Annotated in this window: 22 protein-coding genes; 10 read left to right on the top strand and 12 right to left on the bottom strand. The window is 66.2% G+C overall.

The window, feature by feature from the left end; translation table 11 throughout:
• Positions 1–27: 27 nt before the first annotated feature.
• From ACI48D_RS17105 to ACI48D_RS17075, 7 genes are all read right to left on the bottom strand, one after another.
• Positions 28–228, bottom strand: coding sequence for a hypothetical protein (locus ACI48D_RS17105; RefSeq protein WP_435572442.1), 201 nt, complete (start codon positions 226–228; stop codon positions 28–30).
• Positions 229–251: 23 nt separating this feature from the next.
• Positions 252–965, bottom strand: a complete 714-nt coding sequence (locus ACI48D_RS17100) for an SDR family oxidoreductase (RefSeq protein WP_435572441.1) — start codon at positions 963–965, stop codon at positions 252–254.
• 77 nt (positions 966–1042) lie between these two features.
• Positions 1043–1639, bottom strand: coding sequence for a TetR/AcrR family transcriptional regulator (locus tag ACI48D_RS17095; protein WP_435572440.1), 597 nt, complete (start codon positions 1637–1639; stop codon positions 1043–1045).
• Between the two features lie 145 nt (positions 1640–1784).
• A complete protein-coding gene (locus ACI48D_RS17090) occupies positions 1785–2075 on the bottom strand; it encodes a hypothetical protein (RefSeq protein WP_435572439.1) in 291 nt (96 codons plus the stop codon).
• Positions 2076–2188: 113 nt separating this feature from the next.
• Complete coding sequence (locus ACI48D_RS17085; RefSeq protein ID WP_435572438.1) at positions 2189–3094, bottom strand: SDR family oxidoreductase; 906 nt, start codon at positions 3092–3094, stop codon at positions 2189–2191.
• Between the two features lie 43 nt (positions 3095–3137).
• Positions 3138–3920, bottom strand: a complete 783-nt coding sequence (locus tag ACI48D_RS17080) for an SDR family oxidoreductase (protein ID WP_435572437.1) — start codon at positions 3918–3920, stop codon at positions 3138–3140.
• Between the two features lie 11 nt (positions 3921–3931).
• On the bottom strand, positions 3932–4234 hold the full coding sequence (locus ACI48D_RS17075; RefSeq protein WP_435572436.1) for a Dabb family protein: 303 nt from the start codon (positions 4232–4234) through the stop codon (positions 3932–3934).
• 235 nt (positions 4235–4469) lie between these two features.
• Between ACI48D_RS17075 and ACI48D_RS17070 the strand changes: the two genes are divergently transcribed.
• On the top strand, positions 4470–5501 hold the full coding sequence (locus ACI48D_RS17070) for a tyrosine-type recombinase/integrase (protein WP_435572435.1): 1032 nt from the start codon (positions 4470–4472) through the stop codon (positions 5499–5501).
• 158 nt (positions 5502–5659) lie between these two features.
• On the top strand, positions 5660–7360 hold the full coding sequence (locus tag ACI48D_RS17065; protein WP_435572434.1) for an MFS transporter: 1701 nt from the start codon (positions 5660–5662) through the stop codon (positions 7358–7360).
• 76 nt (positions 7361–7436) lie between these two features.
• On the opposite strand, the gene ACI48D_RS17060 is transcribed toward ACI48D_RS17065, so the two are convergent.
• From ACI48D_RS17060 to ACI48D_RS17045, 4 genes are all read right to left on the bottom strand, one after another.
• Complete coding sequence (locus tag ACI48D_RS17060) at positions 7437–8645, bottom strand: MFS transporter (protein ID WP_435572433.1); 1209 nt, start codon at positions 8643–8645, stop codon at positions 7437–7439.
• A gap of 75 nt (positions 8646–8720) precedes the next feature.
• Complete coding sequence (locus tag ACI48D_RS17055) at positions 8721–10835, bottom strand: 3-hydroxyacyl-CoA dehydrogenase NAD-binding domain-containing protein (RefSeq protein ID WP_435572432.1); 2115 nt, start codon at positions 10833–10835, stop codon at positions 8721–8723.
• A gap of 67 nt (positions 10836–10902) precedes the next feature.
• Positions 10903–11409 carry a GNAT family N-acetyltransferase gene (locus tag ACI48D_RS17050; protein ID WP_435572431.1) on the bottom strand — a complete coding sequence of 169 codons (507 nt, stop codon included), beginning with the start codon at positions 11407–11409 and terminating at the stop codon, positions 10903–10905.
• A 26-nt stretch (positions 11410–11435) separates the two neighbouring features.
• A complete protein-coding gene (locus ACI48D_RS17045; protein ID WP_435572430.1) occupies positions 11436–11879 on the bottom strand; it encodes a hypothetical protein in 444 nt (147 codons plus the stop codon).
• A gap of 39 nt (positions 11880–11918) precedes the next feature.
• On the opposite strand from ACI48D_RS17045, the gene ACI48D_RS17040 reads away from it, so the two are divergent.
• Together ACI48D_RS17040 and ACI48D_RS17035 are read left to right on the top strand one after the other, a co-directional pair.
• Entirely contained in the window at positions 11919–12296 is a 378-nt protein-coding gene (locus tag ACI48D_RS17040) for a hypothetical protein (RefSeq protein ID WP_435572429.1), read from the top strand.
• Positions 12244–13320 carry a DUF4272 domain-containing protein gene (locus tag ACI48D_RS17035; protein WP_435572428.1) on the top strand — a complete coding sequence of 359 codons (1077 nt, stop codon included), beginning with the start codon at positions 12244–12246 and terminating at the stop codon, positions 13318–13320. Before ACI48D_RS17040 ends, ACI48D_RS17035 begins: the two co-directional genes overlap by 53 nt.
• A 12-nt stretch (positions 13321–13332) precedes the next feature.
• On the opposite strand, the gene ACI48D_RS17030 is transcribed toward ACI48D_RS17035, so the two are convergent.
• Positions 13333–15006: a 3-(methylthio)propionyl-CoA ligase gene (locus tag ACI48D_RS17030; protein ID WP_435572427.1), complete on the bottom strand. Its 1674-nt coding sequence runs from the start codon at positions 15004–15006 to the stop codon at positions 13333–13335.
• A 229-nt stretch (positions 15007–15235) separates the two neighbouring features.
• Between ACI48D_RS17030 and ACI48D_RS17025 the strand changes: the two genes are divergently transcribed.
• From ACI48D_RS17025 to ACI48D_RS17000, 6 genes are all read left to right on the top strand, one after another.
• On the top strand, positions 15236–16717 hold the full coding sequence (locus tag ACI48D_RS17025; protein WP_435572587.1) for a protein adenylyltransferase SelO: 1482 nt from the start codon (positions 15236–15238) through the stop codon (positions 16715–16717).
• Positions 16718–16739: 22 nt separating this feature from the next.
• Positions 16740–17135 (top strand): peptide-methionine (R)-S-oxide reductase MsrB, encoded by a 396-nt coding sequence (msrB, locus tag ACI48D_RS17020; RefSeq protein WP_435572426.1) that lies wholly within the window; start codon positions 16740–16742, stop codon positions 17133–17135.
• Between the two features lie 34 nt (positions 17136–17169).
• Positions 17170–17811 carry a septation protein A gene (locus ACI48D_RS17015; RefSeq protein ID WP_435572425.1) on the top strand — a complete coding sequence of 214 codons (642 nt, stop codon included), beginning with the start codon at positions 17170–17172 and terminating at the stop codon, positions 17809–17811.
• Positions 17808–18098 (top strand): BolA family protein, encoded by a 291-nt coding sequence (locus ACI48D_RS17010; RefSeq protein WP_435572424.1) that lies wholly within the window; start codon positions 17808–17810, stop codon positions 18096–18098. The genes ACI48D_RS17015 and ACI48D_RS17010 overlap by 4 nt, the downstream gene beginning before the upstream one ends.
• Positions 18099–18201: 103 nt before the next feature.
• Entirely contained in the window at positions 18202–18993 is a 792-nt protein-coding gene (locus tag ACI48D_RS17005; RefSeq protein ID WP_435572423.1) for a peptidylprolyl isomerase, read from the top strand.
• A 75-nt stretch (positions 18994–19068) separates the two neighbouring features.
• Entirely contained in the window at positions 19069–19848 is a 780-nt protein-coding gene (locus ACI48D_RS17000) for a peptidylprolyl isomerase (protein ID WP_435572422.1), read from the top strand.
• Positions 19849–19889 lie beyond the last annotated feature (41 nt).

Raw genomic sequence — 19889 nt, 5'->3', positions numbered from 1 at the left:
GGGGACGACGCATTTCGCGCGAACCGCTCATGACGACTCCCGTTTCATGAACGGCGACTCGAACTGCTGCCGCCTCTCCACGGGCCTGGTCAGCACCCGCATCGCCACCTCCAGCGGCACGCCGATCTCGGCCAGCCTGCGCGCCGCGCCCGGCAGGCCGACGGCGCCGGCTTCGTGGATCACGGCCTCGATCAGGAGGGCGGTCTTGTAGTCGGTGCGTTTTTCCATCGGCCGATGCTACCACGCCGCGCTCAGGTGGGGCGCTGCACCACGTCCAGGTAGATGCCCGGCTCCTGCGACAGGCCGCGCTTGACGTTCTGCGACAGCTCGTCGATCAGGACCTCGCTTTTCCCTTCCTCCAGCGCGGCATAGGCGCGCGCGACAACCTCCGCCGGAGCCAGCTTCGGCAGGTCGATCCCGCGCGTCAGTTCGGTGTCGACGAAGCCCACGTGCAGGCCCAGCACCTGCGTACCCTGTTGCTTCAGCGCGATGCGCAGGCCATTGTTCACGCTCCACGCCGCCGACTTGGTGGCGGCATAGGCGGCCAGGCCCGGGGTGCTGATCCAGCTCGCCACCGACAGGACGTTCAGGAAGGCGCCGCCGCGGTTCGCCGCGAGCACCGGGGCGAACGCCTGGCTGACGCGCAGCATGCCGTAGACGTTCGTGTCCATCATCCGCCGCATCGCCGCGATGCTGTCTTCGTCGAGCAGGCTGCCGGGGCTGGCGATGCCGGCGTTGTTGATGACCAGCGTGGCGTCGGCGCAGGCCGCCGCGGCATCGCGCACCTGGGCGGCGTCGTTGATGTCCAGGCGCACCGGCACCACGCCGGGCAGTGCGACGGTGCTCGGGTCGCGCGCGCCGGCATAGACCTTGCGGGCGCCGCGGGCCAGCGCCTGGCGGGCGAATTCCTCGCCGAGGCCGCGGTTGGCGCCGGTGACGAGGACGATTGCGTTATCGAGTTTCATGAAATCCCCTTTAATATGATATCCGTCATATTTGCGTATCAAAAAAAGCCGCGCCCATGGGCACGGCATCTACCGCCTCAGGCCGTGGAGCCCGGGCGGTCGTACTGGGCAAGCAGGGTTTCCCGGCAGGCCCGCAAGACATCGTTCCCTCCACCTTCCCGCCCCAATATCCTGGCCAGCTGGAGCGCGCCGACCAGCGCAGCGGCCACGGCCCAGGCGCTGTCGGGCGGCGAAGCCACGGGCAGCGCCTCCGCGACCAGCGTGGCCAGCCCGCGCACGCTGCGCTTCGCTACTTCGCGCAGGACTGCCTGGCTGCGCTGCATGTCGGAACCCGAGGCCGCCACCGGGCAGCCGAGTTCCAGGGCATCCATGTGCGGCTCGGACAGGTATTCGCCGACCAGGGCACGGAACGGGCTGTCGCCGGCATCCGTGCGTGCGCGCATGCGTTCGCGCACGCGGGCGTTGCTCTGGCTACCGGCATGCTCCAGCGCTTCGGCCAGCAGGGTGTCGCGCGAGTCGAAGTGGGCGTAGAAGCCGCCGTGGGTCAGGCCGGCTTCCTTCATGACCTCGGCGACGCCGACCCCGGCCACGCCGGCCCGGCGCACGGCGCGGGCGGCGGCGTCGAGGATGCGTTCATGCGATTGCTGGTGGCGGGTCGATCGGCTGGCGGACATGATGGGCGAATGCGAATATGATGAACATCATATTAGACCGCGTCCGGAAGCAGGTCAAGCACCCAAACAGGTCAAGCACGTCACACCCATGCAGGCAAGGTTCTGACGCCATCCCGCGCCCGGCCTTGCCTGCATGCGCGCTTCGTCAGCGATCGGGATCGTTGCCCGTGGTGCCGCTGGCGGAAGTACCGCCCGAGCCGCCGAGCTTGCCTTCGTCCGGCGTGCCGGCAGCGGATGCGCCCGCCCTGCTGCCGGCGTCGCCGCGGTCGCTCTGCGGCGAGCCCGCCGGGAACACATTGGCTTCCGGAGAGCTATGCAGGAACTCGCTCTGGCGGCTGGCGTCGCCGCCTCCACCCTGGCGGTTCTGGCTGCCTGCGTCGCCCTGGTCCTGCCCATCCTGTTTGCCTTGCTGGGCCTTGTCTTTATTCTCAGCCATGATGTCCTCCCAATACGATGATCGATAGCCCAATGCTAGCGCTCCCGCTCGCCGGGCGAATAGGAAGACATCCCTCAGGCCTGTAGGACGATCACCGTCTCTTGGCTTCTCCTTCAGCTTCCCCTGAGGCGGGACTTCAGCGCCTGCACGATCTGCGGCGCCGCCGTATCGGGATCGGCCGGCTGCCCGCCCTTCAGGATGGCCTCCATGCGCGCGGCCACGCTGCCCAGCGCCTGCGGATGCGAGTAGATATAGAAGCGGCCGTCGCGGACCGCGTCGAAGGTGATGCGCGAGACCTCGGCCGCCGACACCTTGCCGGCGCTGACCGCCTGGTTCACCATGCTTTGCACGGTCTGCTGGGCGGCCGTCGGCGCCCTGTCGCTTTCCAGCTGGTCCGGGCGATGCGCTTCGGAGCGGCCGATCCCGGTCGGCACGAAGTACGGACACAGCACCGATGCCTGGATCGGTGCTCCGGTCAGGCCCAGGTCGTAATACAGGGTCTCGGACAGCGACACCACCGCATGTTTGGAGACATTGTAGATGCCCATCCCCGGCGGGTTCAGCAGGCCCGCCATCGAGGCCGTGTTGACGATGTGGCCCTCGTAGTCCGGCTCGCGGCGCGCGCACTCCAGCATGATCGGGGTGAATACGCGGATGCCATGGATAACGCCCCACAGGTTCACGCCCAGCACCCACGCCCAGTCGGCCTCGCTGTTCTCCCAGATCAGGCCGCCCGCAGCCACGCCGGCGTTATTGAACAGCAGATGCACGCCGTGGAAGCGGATCATCGCCGCGTCGGCCAGTTCCTCGACGTGCTCGTGCTTGCTCACGTCGAGCACCATCGCCAGCACCTCGGCGCCGCCGGCCTGCAATTCCTCCGTCGCGCGTTCGAGCGCGCCGGAATCGATGTCGGCCAGCACCAGCTTCATGCCCAGCCCCGCCGCGGTGTTGGCGAACTCGCGTCCCAGGCCGCTGCCCGCGCCCGTGATCACGGCCACCCGTCCTTCGAACCGTTTCATGCTTCCTCCCCGCTATTCTCGCGCTTGCCGCGGCGCCAGCGATTCAGACGGCGGAAACCCCGCCGTCGACCGCCAGCACCTGTCCCGTGATGTGCTTTCCCGCATCGGACGCGAACAGCAGCACCGCGCCCTTGAGGTCTTCCTCGTCGCCGAGGCGGCCCAGCGGCGCCTGCCGGGCCAGGGTGTCCGCGCCGGCCGCCGCCAGTATCCCCTTCGTCATCTTCGAGGGGAAGAAGCCCGGCGCGATCGCGTTTACCGTGATGCCGTGGCGGCCCCATTCGCCGGCCAGGGTGCGCGTGAAATTGATCAGCGCCGCCTTCGAGGTGTTGTAGGCGATGGTCTGCATGCTTCCCGGCGGGTTCCCGGCCAGGCCGGCGATCGAGGCGATGTTGACGATGCGCCCGCGCCCTCGCGGGATCATCGAGCGCTTGCCGAAGGCCTGGCACAGCAGGAAGACGCTGCGCACGTTCAGGTTCATCACCTTGTCCCAGGCGTCGAGTGGAAAGTCCTCGGCCGGGGCGCCCCAGGTCGCGCCGGCATTGTTGACCAGGATGTCGACCTGGCCCAGGCACCCCAGCGCTTCGTCGGCGAAGGCGGCGACCGCCGTTTGCTCGGACAAGTCGGCGCGGATGCCGGTCGCCTCGATCCCGCGCGCCGCCAGCTGGGCGCAGGCGTCGTCGAGCTCGGCCTGCTTGCGCGCGGCAATCACCACGCGCGCGCCCTGCTCGCCCAGCGCTTCGGCCATCTGCAGGCCCAGGCCGCGCGAACCGCCGGTGACGACGGCGGTCTTTCCTTCCAGCGAAAACAGTTCCCGGACCGTGCGCATGGCGGGCCCCGTCAGACTTCGTAGTCCATGCACTGGCGCGCCTCGCGGATCGCGCCGATGAACGGCACCACGGCCTGGTGGGTCGGGTGCTTGGCATAGGCTTCGAGCGCGGCCTTGTTCTCGAATTCCGAGTACAGCACCACGTCATAGGTCGCTTCCAGGCCCGGCTGGGCCACGGTGACTTCGAACTTGATGATGCCAGGCACGATCGTCGCGCAGTCGTCCAGGCGACGTTTCATTTCACGTGCGTTGGCAGCGCGGTCGGCGCGTTCGGCGTGTTCCTTCAGTTTCCACATGACGATGTGCTTGAGCATGTTTTTCTTCCTGGTGTGATTGAACAAGATAATCAGGAGCATAACGCTTCGCTGCCGGGATGGCGAGTGCGGCTGTTTGATCGCCCCGCTCGTGTTGGTGGCTGGTTTTTTGGTTTGGGTTTATCCCCATGTCGGTTAGTTGCAAATTTATGTCGTCGGACGCGGACCGGCCGGCGGGACTGCCCGCGCACCCTTGCCATTTGCACGCTGTCTCGGTTAGTTGCAGAATAAGCGCATGAGCCAACTTGCCGCCTGGGATGCCGATCCCCTCAAACGCTTTACCGCCTTCGTCGCCTCGCCCGACTTCGTGCTGACCTCGAGTCGACAGCGCGACCTCAACCCAAAGCCGGTCTCGCCCGAATCGGCGGCCATCTACCAATTCATGTTCGGGAAGTTCGCCGCCTGGATGCTGGAAGAACGCCTGAAGATGTCGAGCGTTAGCGCGCGCGACCTGTACCGCTTCGTCCAGCTGGCCCACGACGGCCACCGCGACCTGAACAGCAAGATCTCCTACCGCTACCTGCGCCTCCTGGAGCGCTGCTACGACTACCTGGAGCGTTCGCCGAACCCGGCGCGCGAGGCCATCGTCGGCATCGACCGCGCCCAGATCACCCGCGACGCGCCGATGACGGCCCTGAACGCGGACGAGCTGCAGCGCTTCCTGGCCGCCCTGCCCGGCCAGCGCGCCGGAGATGAGGCGAAAGGAGCCGGCTGGAAGCGCCGCCGCGACCGCGCGATGCAGGTGACGATGGCGCTGGCCGGCCTGCGCGTGGCCGAGGCGATCGGCCTGCTGGTGAGCGAAGTCGGCCGGCAACGCGACGTCGAGGGCGGCCTTACCCTCGACATCACGCCCGAACACAAGCACCGCACCAGCTATGAACACACGACCACCCTGCCGAAGGAAGGCGTGGCCGAGCTGACCGCCTGGCTGGAGGAGCGGGAGGCGCTGAAGATTCCGGGCGAACTGGCGTTTCCCGCCAACCTGGAAGGCGAAGCGCTGCACAAGGCCACCGTCTACCGCCAGGTGAAGGCGACGTTCGAGCGCGCCGGGCTGGCGGTGTCGCGCGCCGGCGGGCGCACCCTGCGCAATACCTTCGCCTCGCAGCAACTGCGCCAGGGCACCCCGCAGAGCGAACTGACCACTGCGCTGGGCCTGGCGCTGGAGCGTTCGGCGGAAGCCTATAAATATGCGCATGTGAATCCGGACGCCGCGGAAATCGAGGAAACCCCGGCCCCGGAATCCGGTCCAAAGGCCAAGGACGCCTGAATCACCCCCTGCGCATGGAGGCGCGCAGGATGGGCCCATCCGTCAGTTTCGTGTAAGTTTGGAGCAAGCATCGCGTAAGCTTCGCGGTGCAGAGTCGCACCCGTAGCTGGCGACCAACTCGGCTATCCATTGACACTACAAACACTACGGAGACTACAATGGCTATCACACCCGGCATGGCAGCCGGCGGGAAGGCAGCACCTACCGCCGGCGGACTCACGAAGGAAGAGCGCAAGGTCATCTTCGCGTCCTCCCTCGGCACGGTCTTTGAATGGTACGACTTCTACCTCTACGGCTCCCTCGCCGCCGTCATCGCCAAGCAGTTCTTCGTCGGCGACCCGACCACCACCTTCATCTTCGCCCTGCTGGCCTTCGCCGCCGGCTTCATCGTGCGTCCCTTCGGCGCGCTGGTGTTCGGACGCCTGGGCGACATGATCGGCCGTAAGTACACCTTCCTGGTCACCATCCTGATCATGGGCGGCTCGACCTTCATCGTCGGCCTGCTGCCCGGCTACGCCTCGATCGGCATCGCCGCGCCGATCATCCTGGTCTCGCTGCGCATCCTGCAGGGCCTGGCCCTGGGCGGCGAATACGGCGGCGCCGCCACCTACGTCGCCGAACACGCGCCGGAAGGCCGCCGCGGCTTCTTCACCTCCTGGATCCAGACTACCGCAACCCTCGGCCTGTTCCTGTCGCTGCTGGTGATCCTGGGCGTGCGCACCTCAATGGACAGCGCCTCGTTCGACTCCTGGGGCTGGCGCATCCCCTTCCTGGTCTCGGTCCTGCTGCTCGGCGTCTCCGTGTGGATCCGGATGTCGATGGCCGAGTCGCCCGCCTTCGCCAAGATGAAGGCCGAGGGCAAAACCTCGAAAGCCCCGCTGTCGGAAGCCTTCCTGACCTGGGGTAACGGCAAGATCGCACTGCTGGCATTGGTGGGCGTGGTGATGGGCCAGGCCGTGGTGTGGTACACCGGCCAGTTCTACGCCCTGTTCTTCCTGACCCAGACCCTGAAGATCGACGCCGCCGCCGCGAACATCATGATCGCGGTTGCACTGGCCCTGGCCACGCCCTTCTTCGTGTTCTTCGGCTCCTTGTCCGACCGCATCGGCCGCAAGCCGATCATCATGGCCGGCTGCCTGATCGCGGCCCTGACCTTCTTCCCGATCTTCAAGGGCCTGACCAGCTACGGCAACCCGGCCCTGGCCGCGGCGCTGCAGAATTCGCCGGTGGTGGTGGTGGCCGACCCGGCCTCCTGCCACTTCCAGTTCAAGCTGACCGGCACCGAGAAATTCCCCTCGTCCTGCGACATCGCCACCGCCCAGCTGACCAACGCCTCGGTCAGCTACACGCGCCAGGACGCGCCGGCCGGCACCATCGCCAGCGTCCACATCGGCGACAAGGTCTATCCGTCCTTCAACGCCACCATGTCGGCGGACGGCCGCGACTTCGACGCCGCCAGCAAGGCCAAGGACGCCGCGCTGAAGAAAGACCTGGGCGCCGGCGTGAAGGCCGCCGGCTACCCGGCCAAGGCCGACCCGGCCGCCATCAACAAGCCGATGGTGGTGCTGCTGCTGTTCGTGCTGGTGCTGTACGTGACCATGGTCTACGGCCCGGTGGCGGCGATGCTGGTCGAGATGTTCCCGACCCGCATCCGCTACACCTCGATGTCCCTGCCCTACCACATCGGCAACGGCTGGTTCGGCGGCCTGCTGCCGACCATCTCGTTCGCGCTGGTGGCGGCCAAGGGTGACATCTACTACGGCCTTTGGTACCCGATCATCATCGCCGCCATCACCTTCGTGGTCGGCATGCTGTTCGTGCGCGAGACCAAGGACAACGATATCTACGCGGCTGACTGATCCGGCGGCAGGGTGGGCACGGGGTGCCCACCCTGCAAACGGTATGACGCAGGTGGGCGCCCCGTGCCCACCTTTTTTATTGCCCGGCCAGCTGCCCTGCCCGGCTCCATGCCCGCATCCGCGTCGCCGCCCACGCCGTCAGCAGCGCCCCTGTCACCAGCACCAGGCGCGTATCGACCAGGGTCAGCACCGCGCCCGCCGCCGCCATCAGGATGTTCGCCAGGCAGAAGGTGGTCGACAGCAGGCCCATGACGGCACCCTGGCCGTGACCGCCGAAGCGGTCCGCGGCCCACACCTGGATCAGCGCATTGTAGAAGGCGTGCGGCATGCCGAACAGCATGATGCCGGCCAGGCCGATCCACAGCTTGCCGGTGCCCAGCGAGGCGATCGCCAAAGCCACCGCGGCCGCCAGGAAGGCCGCGCGCCGCATCGGCTCGACCCGGCTCTGGCGTCCCGCGAACAGGGCCGTGAAGGTCATCAGCCCGCACATGCCGACGTTGACCAGCGAGATCGCGCGGGTATCGTAGTGCCCGACCTCGACCAGCCACAGCGGATAGAACTCGTAGAAGGCGGTAACGCCGCAGGTATAGGCCAGCTGCACCCCGAACAGGCTGCGCAGGCCGTCGTGGCGCAGCAGGTTGAAGGCATGCCGCTCGCGCGCCACGCTCCACATCGCCGACCATCCTGGTCCATCGCCGCGCGGCCGGCGTTCCAGCGCGATTGCGACCAGGGCCGCCCCCAGCAGCAGCGCGCCGGCGGCGATGTGGAAGGGTACCGTGACGCCCCAGCCGACCGTGAAGCCGGCCAGCAGCGGCCCGACCAGCCAGCCCAGGTGCAGGGAACCGTTCAGCCACGACAGCGCGTGGTTGCGGATCGGCCCCTGCAGGCGCTCGGCCAGCATCGCGCGCACGATCGCGCTCTGGCCCTCGAGCAGGCCGGTGCCGAAGCGGGCCAGCAGGAACAACGGATAGGAACGCGCCGCCAGCGCCCAGGCGCTCAGGGCGTGGCCGAGCGCCGCGCCGACGGTGGTGAAGAGTAAAAGCGGGCGGCGCCCATAGCGGTCGGAGAGCGAACCCAGCACCGAAGTACCGATCAGCAGCCCGACCGGGTTGACCATCAGGGCGACGGCGAACAGCAGCTTGGGCGGCAGCCCGAGGAAGTTGGTGAAACCGTCCGCCGCCCCGTTCACGAACAGCGGCGGCAGGATCGGGTAAGGCAGCGAAGCGCCGGTCGTCGACAGCAGGCCGAGCAGGCAGGCGGTCGCGATCAGGAGTGCATTTTTCACGTCGGGCTCGGAGTCTACGGGGATACCGAGCCTAACATATACCGGCGCACTAAGATGCGCAGGAACGCCGAAGACTCAGCCGTTGAATCCGCGCCCTTCAGCCGCCAGGCGCTGCAGCAACGGCGCCGGCGTCCAGGCTTCGCCGTGGTAGCCGCGCGCGTACTTCCCGATCGCCGCCAGCACGTTCGCCAGGCCCACGGTGTCGGCATAGAACATCGGGCCGCCACGGTACAGCGGGAAGCCGTAGCCGCTCAGGTAGACCATGTCGATGTCCGATGCGCGCAGCGCAATGCCCTCTTCCAGGATCTTCGCGCCTTCGTTGACCAGCGCGTAGACCAGGCGCTCGACGATCTCCTGGTCCGAAATTTCCCGGCGCGCGATGCCGAGGTCCTGGGAGTGGCGGACGATCATCTCGTCGACCGCCTGCGACGGATGCGCAGTGCGGTCGCCGGCCTGGTAGTCGTACCAGCCGGCGCCGGTCTTCTGGCCGAAGCGGCCCTGCTCGCACAGCAGGTCGGCCGTCTTCGAGTACGCCACCCCGGGCATCTCGACGGCGCGGCGCTTGCGGATGTACCAGCCGATGTCGTTGCCGGCCAGGTCGCCCATGCGGAACGGCCCCATGGCGAAGCCGAAGTTTTCGATGGCGCGGTCGACCTGCTGGGGCAGCGCCCCTTCGTCGAGCAGGAAGCCGGCCTGGCGGATGTACTGCTCGACCATGCGGTTGCCGATGAAGCCGTCGCACACCCCGGACACCACCCCTAGCTTCTTGAGCTTTTTCGACAGCGCCAGCGCGGTGGCCAGCACGTCCTTGCCGGTGGCGTCCCCCCGCACGATCTCGAGCAGCTTCATCACGTTGGCCGGGCTGAAGAAATGCAGGCCGATCACGTCCTGCGGACGGGACGTGGAAGCGGCGATGCGGTTCAGGTCCAGGGTCGAGGTGTTCGAGGCCAGGATCGCGCCCGGCTTCATGACCGCGTCGAGCTGGCGGAACACGGTCTCCTTCACCCCCATGTCTTCGAACACGGCTTCGATCACGATGTCGGCCTGGGCGATGTCGTCGTATGACAGGCTGCCCTTGACCAGCGCCATGCGCTGCTCGCACTTTTCGGGGCTCAGCTTGCCCTTCCTGACGGTGTTTTCGTAGTTCTTGCGGATCGTCGCCAGGCCCTTGTCCAACGCTTCCTGCTTCGTCTCCAGGATGGTGACGGGAATGCCGGCGTTCGCGAAGTTCATCGCGATGCCGCCGCCCATGGTGCCGGCGCCGACCACGGCGGCCGACTTGATCTCGCGGACCGGGGTGTCGGCCGGCACGTCCGGGACCTTGCTCGCGGCGCGTTCGGCAAAGAAGGCGTGGCGCAAGGCCTTCGATTCCACGGTCTGGGTCAGGTGGATGAAGCGCTCGCGCTCGAACTTGCAGCCTTCCTCGAACGGCAGCTCGACCGAGGCGGCCACTGTTTCGACGCATTCGAGCGGCGCCGGGAAGGCGCCGGCGGCGGCCTTCACCCTGGCGCGCACGGCCTCCAGGAAGCCTTGCGGGTCGGCGTGTTCCACCTTGCGGTCGCGGACTTTCGGCAGCGGAGGTGCGCCTGGGCGACGCACATCGGCGACCTTGTTGGCGAAATCGACGGCGGCGGCCACCAGGTCGGTCCCGGCCGGGAACACTTCGTCGAACAAGGCATTGCCGCCCGACTTGTCGGCCAGCTTTTCGGACGGCACCGGGTTGCCGGAGACGATCATGTCCAGCGACGCTTCCAGGCCCAGCACGCGCGGCAGGCGCTGCGTGCCGCCGGCGCCCGGCAGCAGGCCGAGTTTCACTTCCGGCAGCGCGATCTGGGCGCCCGGGAGTGCCACGCGGTAGTTGCAGCCCAGCGCCAGTTCCAGGCCGCCGCCCATGCACACGCTGTGGATCGCGGCCACCACCGGCTTGGCCAGGCTTTCCGCGGTCCGGATCAGGGTGTGCAGGGTCGGCTCGGTCAGGGCTTTCGGCGAATTGAATTCGCGGATGTCGGCACCGCCCGAGAAGGCCTTGCCGGCGCCGGTGATGACGACGGCTTTGACGGCCGGGTCGCTGTCGGCGCGCTGCAGCGCCTCGACGGCGGCGCTGCGCGTGGCCAGCCCGAGGCCGTTGACCGGCGGGTTGTTCAGCGTGATGACGGCAACGTTGTTCTGGACCTGGTAATCGGCGCTCATGGGTCTCCTTGTGTATAGGTATGTTGAAACGGCAACCCACACTATAAGCGATAAAAGTACGGTCGTGTTATTTCGTCGGAGCCAGCGCATACAGCCGGAGCCGGACCCCGTCGGCCTCCGGCGCCAGCAGGCGCTCGAAGCGCAATCCGAGCTTTTCCAGCACGTGGATCGAGGCGGCATTGTCGGGGTGCGCCATGCCGACGATGCGGGTGAATCCATGCTCGCGCCGGCCCCGCTCCATCAGCGCGAAGGCGCTCTCGGTGGCATAACCCTTGCCCCAGCAATCCGGCAGGAAGCGGTAGCCGATGTCGACCTCGCGCAAATCGTCCAGGTATTTGAGGCCGCTGAAGCCGACCAGGCGGGCGCTGGCCTTTTCGATTACGGCCATGCGCCCGTAGCCGTGCACGGCATAGTCGCGCAGGGGCCGGGTGCGCAGGACCTCGCGCGCCTCGTCGACCGAGCGGGCCGGGGTGTCGCCGGTGTAGCGGATGATGTCGGGCAGCGAGACCAGCGGCAGCCAGGCTTCGGCGTCGTCCAGCGTGAATCGGCGAAGGATCAGGCGTTCGGTTTCCATGGTGTCGCTTCCAATATGCGTTCGCATCACGTTAAATCACTCCTCGGCAATTCAGGCCGTGGCATGGCGCGCGCGCTTGCGGTAGTGGGCCGGCGATTCGCCGACCAGCTTGCGGAAATCCGCGCTGAAATGGGCCTGGTCGAAGTAGCCGGCGTGCGCGGCCAGTTGCTCGACCAGGTCAGGCCGGGCCTCGCCTCCACCATGCGCAATATAGCGGCGATGCGCTCCACCTGCGTGTCGGGCAGCGGCAGGTGCGGGGCCAGCAGCCGGCCCGCCTGGAGTGGCCGGCCGAGGACCCACTCGGCCACCCAGAAGTGATCGAGGAAAGGCGCCAGTTCCGGCGCGGGCAGGTAGCGCTCCATGCGGAACATCCTGCGCGCCTGGGCGGGCGCGACCACGCCTTTCCGGCGGTCCTGGACGGTAGCGGGCGTGTTCATCGGCGTGGCGTCAATGCTGTGGTCGGCAGCCACGATTCTAGCGCGCGTTTTTACAAGACGGCAATTTTTTGCATGCATATCCTGAACGCCCTGTCACGCCACGAGGACGCCATGAACCGCACGATCACCCCCTTCCACGCCCCGCAATCCCGCTCCGGCGCCGTCCGCATCCTGCTCGAGGAGCTGGGTGCGCCGCATACGCTGGAGGTCCTGATATGGAACCTGGCGCTGAAGCGCGAGCCGGCGCCGCCGTCGATGTGCCCCTACGGCGACTACGACACCATGCTGGCGACGCTCACGCGCCAGCTGCGTGGCGGCGCTGGATGCGGATCTGGCCGCGGCCCGGTCGGGATGAGCAATAATGGCGGCCCATGCCTTCGTCCACCGGACCCGATCGATGTTCAAACAGCTGAAGAAACTATTTACGCCGCGCCCCCCCGCGGACCATGACGAGATGCTCGTCAACGCCTACTGCACCCTGGCGACCGTGCCGGAACCGCCGTTCGTGCATCACTTGCACGGGCGCCGCGACAGCACCGATCCGGAGATGCGGCAGGAGCTCGACGGCTTCGTCCGTTACGTGCAGTCGCTGGGCGGCGGCAAGATGACCAGCACCCGCTACCAGGTGATGCGCCATGCCCAGCGGACCCGGCACCAGTTCGCCTTCTCCGTCTCGCCGCGGGACGCCGGCGGCCTGGCGGAGTGGGCGCTGCAGGCGAACGCCCTGCTGGTCCTGCCGGACGGCCAGGTGCGCGATCCGCAGCGGAAGGTGCTGGTGTCGAGCGCCGACGGCAGCGCGGAAGCGGACGCCGTCGTGCCCTTCCCCGCCGCGGCGCTGCAACGCAAGGCGGCGACCGAGGCGCTGCTCGCCGCCCGCGGCCTGCAGGCCTCGTCCCACCTGCCGCCGGTGGTGGCCGAGTCCGAACTGCGCCTGCGGCCTGCGGCCGAGGCCAGACAGCGTGCCGTCGCGTTGCTGGCGGTAGCGCTCAGGGCCGAATCGCTGGCGGCGGGCAAGCCGCTGCCGGTGGCGGAACTGGAGCAGAAGCTTCCCGGCCTGCGGCGCGTCCTGAGCCCGCAGGAAACCGCGTTCCTGCAGGAGGAGCAGCCCACGCCCGCCGACCTGACCCGGTTTTCATGGCGTTATGAGAGCCTGCTGACCCTCGAATGGGCGCTTGGGCTGGCTGAGCTGCCCTGGCCGGACGGGCCATGCGACGCAACCACGACCTCGCGCACGCTGCTCGAACGCGCCGAGGAAGTCGTCGGCACCAAAGTTCGCCTGCGCGCCGGCACCGAGATCCTCGATGCCCTCGACCTGCACTACCGCCTGCAGTGGCTGGTGCGCCAGTCGCGCCTCGACGGCAAACCGTTGCCGGCGGGGCTGGACGCCGGGGTCATCTCCGAACGCCACCATGCGCTGAACTGGCTGAGCTGCTTCGAGGACAGCGACTGGGACGATACCGACACGCCGACCTGAAGCGGCCGGCACTCATGCGCCGGGCAGACGGTGGCTCCGGTACTGCTCGCGCAGCTTGTTCTTCTGGATCTTGCCGGTGCCGCCGATCGGCAGGCTGTCGACGAAGACCACGTCGTCCGGCATCCAGAACTTCGCGATCTTCCCCTCGAAGAAGCCCAGCAGCTCCTCGCGCGTGAGCTCCGCATCCGGCCGGCGCACCACCAGCAGCAGGGGCCGTTCGTCCCACTTCGGGTGCGGCACGCCGATGCAGGCCGCCTGCAGCACGCCAGGGTGGGCCATCGCGATATTTTCGAGGTCGATCGAACCGATCCACTCGCCGCCGGACTTGATCACGTCCTTGCTGCGGTCCGTGATCTGCATGAAGCCGTCCGCGTCGATGGTGGCCACGTCGCCGGTCGGGAACCAGCCGTCCTGCAGGATGTCGCCTCCCTCCTGGCGGAAGTAGCTCGAGACGATCCACGGTCCCTTGACCAGCAGGTGGCCGAAGCTGCGGCCGTCCCACGGCAGCTCCTTGCCCTCCTCGTCGACAATCTTCATGTCGACGCCGTAGATCGCATGGCCCTGCTTCTGCAGGATTTTCCGCTGCGCTTCCTTCGGCAAATCGCGGTGTTTCGCCAGCAGGCCGCCGGTGGTGCCCAGCGGCGACATCTCCGTCATGCCCCAGCCGTGGATGACTTGTACGCCGAAGCGGTCGATCAGTGTGTCCATCATCGCCGGCGGACAGGCCGAGCCGCCGATCACGGTGCGGCGGAAAGTGCTGAACTGCAAGCCGTTCTGCAGCGCGTGGTTGATCAGTCCCAGCCACACCGTCGGCACCCCGGCCGAGAAGGTGACGCCCTCCTGCTCGAACAGCTCGTACAGCGACTTGCCATCGAGCCGGGCGCCGGGGAAGACCATTTTCGCGCCCGACAGCAGCACCGAATACGGCAGGCCCCAGGCATTCACATGGAACATCGGCACCACCGGCAGGACGGTGTCGCCGGCCGACACGTTCAGCACGTTCGGCAGCGCCGAAGCGTAGGCATGCAGCACCGTCGAGCGGTGCGAATACAGCACGCCTTTCGGGTTGCCGGTCGTGCCCGAGGTGTAGCACAGCGAAGCGGCGGCGTTCTCGTCGAACTGCGGCCAGGCGTAGTCGTCCAGCGCGGCGTCGATCAGCTCTTCGTAGCACAGCAAGTCCGGAATGCGGGATTCGGCCGGCATGTGGGCGCGGTCGCTCATCAGCACGAAGCCCTTCACGCTCGGGCAATGCGGCGCGATCGCTTCCACCAGCGGCAGGAAGCTCAGGTCGAAGAACAGCAACTGGTCTTCGGCATGGTTGACGATGTAGGCGATCTGTTCCGGATGCAGGCGCGGGTTGATGGTGTGCAGGACCGCACCCGAGCCGGACACCGCGTAATACAGTTCCAGGTGGCGATAGCCGTTCCAGGCCAGGGTTCCGACCCGCTCGCCCATGCCGACGCCGCGCTCGCTCAGGGCGCGCGCCAGGCGCCGGGCGCGCAGTTCGCAGTCGCGGTAGGTGTAGCGGTGCAGGTCCGGCAGATCGGGTTCCACGCGCCGCGAGACGATCTCGGTGCCGCCGTAATGCCGCGCGGCGAAGCGGATGATGCTGGAGATCGAGAGGGGCTGGCTCATCATCTGGCCCATCATTGGTGAAGCAAGCGGGCTCTGCGGATAGGACTGCATGGCGTCTCCTGGTAGGACCGGGTGGTCCGGGTTGTCTTTGCGGTCGAGTTTGGAACGACCGTGCGGAAAGCGTCAACGGATTTCGATGCTGCAATGCATCAAGGAAGTTGCAGCAATCGTTACAGAATGTAAGCGCCATGGGCCGCGCACAAGCGTGCCCATAGAATCGCGCCGTCTGGGTTAGAATCCCGACAACCCATGCCCGGACCGCTGATTTGAAGGAAAAGCCATTACCGCTGACGACCTGCCCTTCGACAATTCCTTTGCCGAATTGCCACCCGCGTTCTACACGCGCCTGATGCCAACGCCGCTGCCCGCGCCATATTTTGTCGCAGCAAGCAGCCAAGCGGCGGCATTGGCCGGGCTCGACCCTGCGGCGCTGAGCCAGGAGGATTTCGTCGCGGTCTTCAGCGGCAACCACGTGCCACCCCGCTCCCAGCCTTTGTCCGCCGTGTATTCGGGCCACCAGTTCGGCCACTGGGCCGGGCAACTGGGCGACGGCCGCGCGATCCTGCTCGGGGAGCTTTCCGGGCCGGCTGGTCCGATGGAGCTGCAGCTGAAGGGCGCCGGCATGACGCCCTATTCGCGCATGGGCGACGGCCGCGCCGTGCTGCGATCCTCGATCCGCGAATTCCTCTGCTCCGAAGCCATGGCCGCGCTCGGCATTCCGACCACGCGCGCGCTCATGTTGACCGGCTCGCACCAGCAGGTGGTGCGCGAAACCATCGAGACCGCCTCCGTCGTCACCCGCATGGCGCCAAGTTTTGTGCGCTTCGGTTCCTTCGAGCACTGGCACTACCGCGGCAAGCAGGAAGAACTGCGCACCCTGGCCGATTACGTCATCCGCAATTTTTATCCGGAACTGCAGGGGGCCGAGAATCCCTACCTGGAGCTGCTGGCCGAGGTGACGCGCCGCACCGCGCGCATGATCGCGCACTGGCAGGCGGTTGGCTTCATGCATGGGGTGATGAACACGGACAATATGTCGATCCTGGGCCTCACGCTCGACTACGGCCCCTTCGGCTTCATGGAAGCCTTCGACGTCGACCACATCTGCAACCATACCGACCAGGGCGGCCGCTATTCGTACTCGAACCAGGTGCCGGTCGGCCATTGGAACTGCTACGCCTTGGCCAACGCCCTGCTCCCGCTGATCCAGGACAAGGACGCGGCCGAGGCCGCGCTCGACGGCTACGTCGACGCCTACGGCGACAAGTTCGACGAACTGATGCACGCCAAGCTGGGCCTGAGCACGACGCAGGAAAGTGACATGCGGGTAGCCGACCGCGCGCTGTTCGACGCCATGTTCAAGCTGATGCACGAGAACCACGTCGACTTCACGCTGTTCTTCCGCCGGCTCGGCGACATGCGGATAGCCGACCGCGCCGAGGCCGACGCGCCGCTGCGCGACCTGTTCCTCGACCGTCCCGGCTTCGACGCCTGGGCGGTGGAGTACCGCGCCCGCCTGCGCCGCGAAGGCAGCCTTGACGCCGTCCGCCGCGAAGCCATGGCGCGCGTCAATCCCAAATACGTGCTGCGCAACTATCTGGCGCAGACGGCGATCGAAAAAGCGCAGAATGGCGATTTTTCGGAGGTGCACAAGCTCCTCGCCATACTGGAACACCCCTTCGACGAGCAAGCGGAGAACGAGGCCTACGCGGCCCTGCCGCCGGACTGGGCCTCGCATCTCGAAGTGAGCTGTTCGTCCTGATTCAACCTGAGCGACCATTATCATGACCGAAAAAGTGACCAAGAGCGACGCCGAGTGGCGCAGCCAGCTCGACCCGATCGAATACCAGGTGACCCGCCACGCCGCCACCGAGCGCGCCTTCACCGGCAAGTACTGGGACCACCACGAACACGGCATCTATTACTGCGTGTGCTGTAATACGCCGCTGTTCGAGTCCGATGCCAAGTTCGAGTCGGGCTGCGGCTGGCCCAGCTATTTCCGCGCCCTCGACCCCGACAACGTGATCGAGAAGCAAGACCGGAGCCACGGCATGGTGCGCACGGAAATCATTTGCGCAGTCTGCGATGCGCATCTCGGTCACGTGTTCCCGGATGGCCCGCCGCCGACCGGCCTGCGCTACTGCATCAATTCCGCCGCCTTGCGCTTCGAACCGGCATAATGGCGACCTTTCAGACAGCCCAGATCCTCACAGCATGAAATTTCTGTTCGACCTGTTCCCGGTCATCCTCTTCTTCGTCGTCTTCAAGTTTGCCGACGGCCACCAGGAAGCCGCCCACGCCTTCCTCGTCCAATATATGGGCGCACTGATCGCGGGCGGCAGCGTCACCCCGGCGCAATCGCCGATCATGCTGGCCACCGCGGTCGGCATCGTCGCCACCGTGCTGCAGATCCTGTACCTGCTGGCACGCGGCCGCAAGGTGGACGGGATGCTGTGGCTGTCCCTTGGCGTGATCACGGTGACGGGCGGCGCCACCATCTATTTCCACGACGAGAACTTCATCAAGTGGAAGCCGACCATCCTGTACTGGGCCTTCGCGCTGGCCTTGTTCGTGGCCCAGTTCGGTTTCCGGAACAATCTGGTGCGCAAGGCGATGGAAACCCAGATCAAGCTGCCGGAGCCGGTTTGGGCCAAGGTCGGCTACGCCTGGATGACCTTCTTCGCCCTGGTGGGCGTGCTGAACCTGGTGATGGCCTTCGTCGTCTTCAAGGACAATACCGGTGCCTGGGTCAACTTCAAGCTGTTCGGCGTGACCGGCATCTTCTTCGCCTTCATCGTCATCCAGACCCTGATGCTGTCGAAGCATATTCAGGAACAGGAACAGGGGGACGCATGAGCCAGTCGCAAGCTACCCACGAGCGCGTCGAGCGCATCCGTTCCCTGCTGCAGGCCGCGCTGGCACCAAGCCGGCTCGAGGTCGGCGACGATTCGCACCTGCACGCCGGCCATGCCGGCGCGGCCTCCGGCGGCGGCCATTACAGTGTGAAAATCGTGTCCGAACGCTTCGAAGGCCTGAGGCTCGTCATGCGCCATCGGCTCGTGTATGATGCCGTGCAAGGTATGATGCATACCGACATTCACGCGCTGGCGATCAACGCCATTGCCCCATCCGAATTGTCGTGACGGCGCAGCCTTCAGGAAGTCTTAAGTAATCTGCTCGAAAATTTGCTACGTATTACAAAAACTAATCCAATCTCGTCCAAGCAACCCCCTCACAGGAACCACCATGACTTTTAAGCCAGCACGGCTGCTGTTAGCCCTGATCGCTATCGCCGCAACTTTTGCAAACTCGTCCGCATTCGCCCAGAACCTCGCCGTCGTCAACGGCAAGGCGATCCCGTCCTCGCGCGCCGACCAGATGGTCAAGCAGGTCGTGGCCCAGGGCCAGGCGACCGATTCGCCGCAACTGCGCGAAGCGATCAAGAAGGACCTGATCGCCCGCGAAGTGATGATGCAGGAAGCGGTCAAGCAGGGCTACGACAAGAATCCGGAAGTCAAGCAGGCGCTGGAGAACGCCCGCCAGACCATCGTGATCAATGCGCTGGCGCGCGACTATGTTACCAAGCACCCGGTCACCGACGCCGAGATCAAGGCCGAGTACGACCGCTTCACCAAGCAGACCGGCGACAAGGAATACCACGTGCGCCACATCCTGGTGGACAACGAAGCCGACGCCAACGCCATCATCGCCAAGATCAAGGGCGGCGCCAAGTTCGAAGACCTGGCCAAGCAGTCGAAAGACACCGGCACCGCCAACAACGGCGGCGACCTGGATTGGGCCAGCCCGTCGTCCTTCCCGCCGGAATTCGCAGCCGGCTTCACCGGCCTGCAAAAAGGCCAGGTCACCGATAAGCCGGTTCACACCCAGGTCGGCTACCACGTGATCAAGCTGGACGACGTCCGTCCGGCCAAGTTGCCGTCGCTGGAAGAAGTGAAACCGCAGATCGCCGATGCCCTGGCCCAGCAGAAGCTGGCCTCGTATCAAGAGGAAATGGTCAAAAAGGCAAAGGTGCAGTAAGATATTGCATCACCGGCGGCCCGGCCGCCGGTTTTCGTCGCGTTGCGACTTTTGTGTTTAGATAGGATCGAATAAATGATTGTGAAGCCAGCCCGCCTGTTGTTAGCCATGACCGCGATGGTAGTCCTGCCGTCGTTCGCACAAAACGTCGCGACCGTCAATGGCAAGCCCATCCCTGCGGCCAAGGTCGACCAGGTCGTCAAGCAAGTCGTTGCGCAGGGCAAGGCCACCGATTCCCCGCAACTGCGCGAGGCGATCAAGAAGGACCTGATCGGCCGCGAAGTCCTGATCCAGGAAGCCGACAAGCAAGGCATCGGCACCCGTCCGGAAGTCAAGAACGCGATCGACAACGCCCGCCAGAGCATCATCATCAACGCGATGCTGGCCGACTACATCAAGAAGAACCCGGTCAAGGACGCCGATATCGCCGCCGAGTACAACAAGTTCAAGGCCCAGGTCGGCGACAAGGAATACCACGCCCGCCACATCCTGGTCGGCACCGAAGACGAAGCCAAGGCCATCATCGCCAAGCTGAAGGGCGGCGCCAAGTTCGAAGACCTGGCCAAGCAGTCGAAGGACCCGGGCTCGGCGCAGAACGGCGGCGACCTGGACTGGGCAAGCCCGGCCTCCTTCGTCCCCGAGTTCTCGAAGGCCATGACCTCGCTGCAGAAGGGCCAGATCACCGAAACCCCGGTGAAGACCCAGTTCGGCTACCACGTCATCAAGCTGGAAGACACCCGTGCGGCCAAGATCCCGCCGCTGGAAGAAGTCAAGCAGCAAGTCGCAGAGCAGCTGCAGCAGCGTAAGCTGGCAGCCTTCCGCGAACAGCTGATGAACAAGGCCAAGATCCAGTAAGCCGGCCTTTCCTCAGAAGAAAGCGCTCCAAGCACGGGGCG

Source organism: Massilia sp. LXY-6 (assembly GCF_051233485.1).
Taxonomy (GTDB): domain Bacteria; phylum Pseudomonadota; class Gammaproteobacteria; order Burkholderiales; family Burkholderiaceae_D; genus Telluria.
The sequence above is the reverse complement of the archived record's forward strand: the minus strand, read 5'-3'. Positions and strand labels throughout refer to the sequence as shown.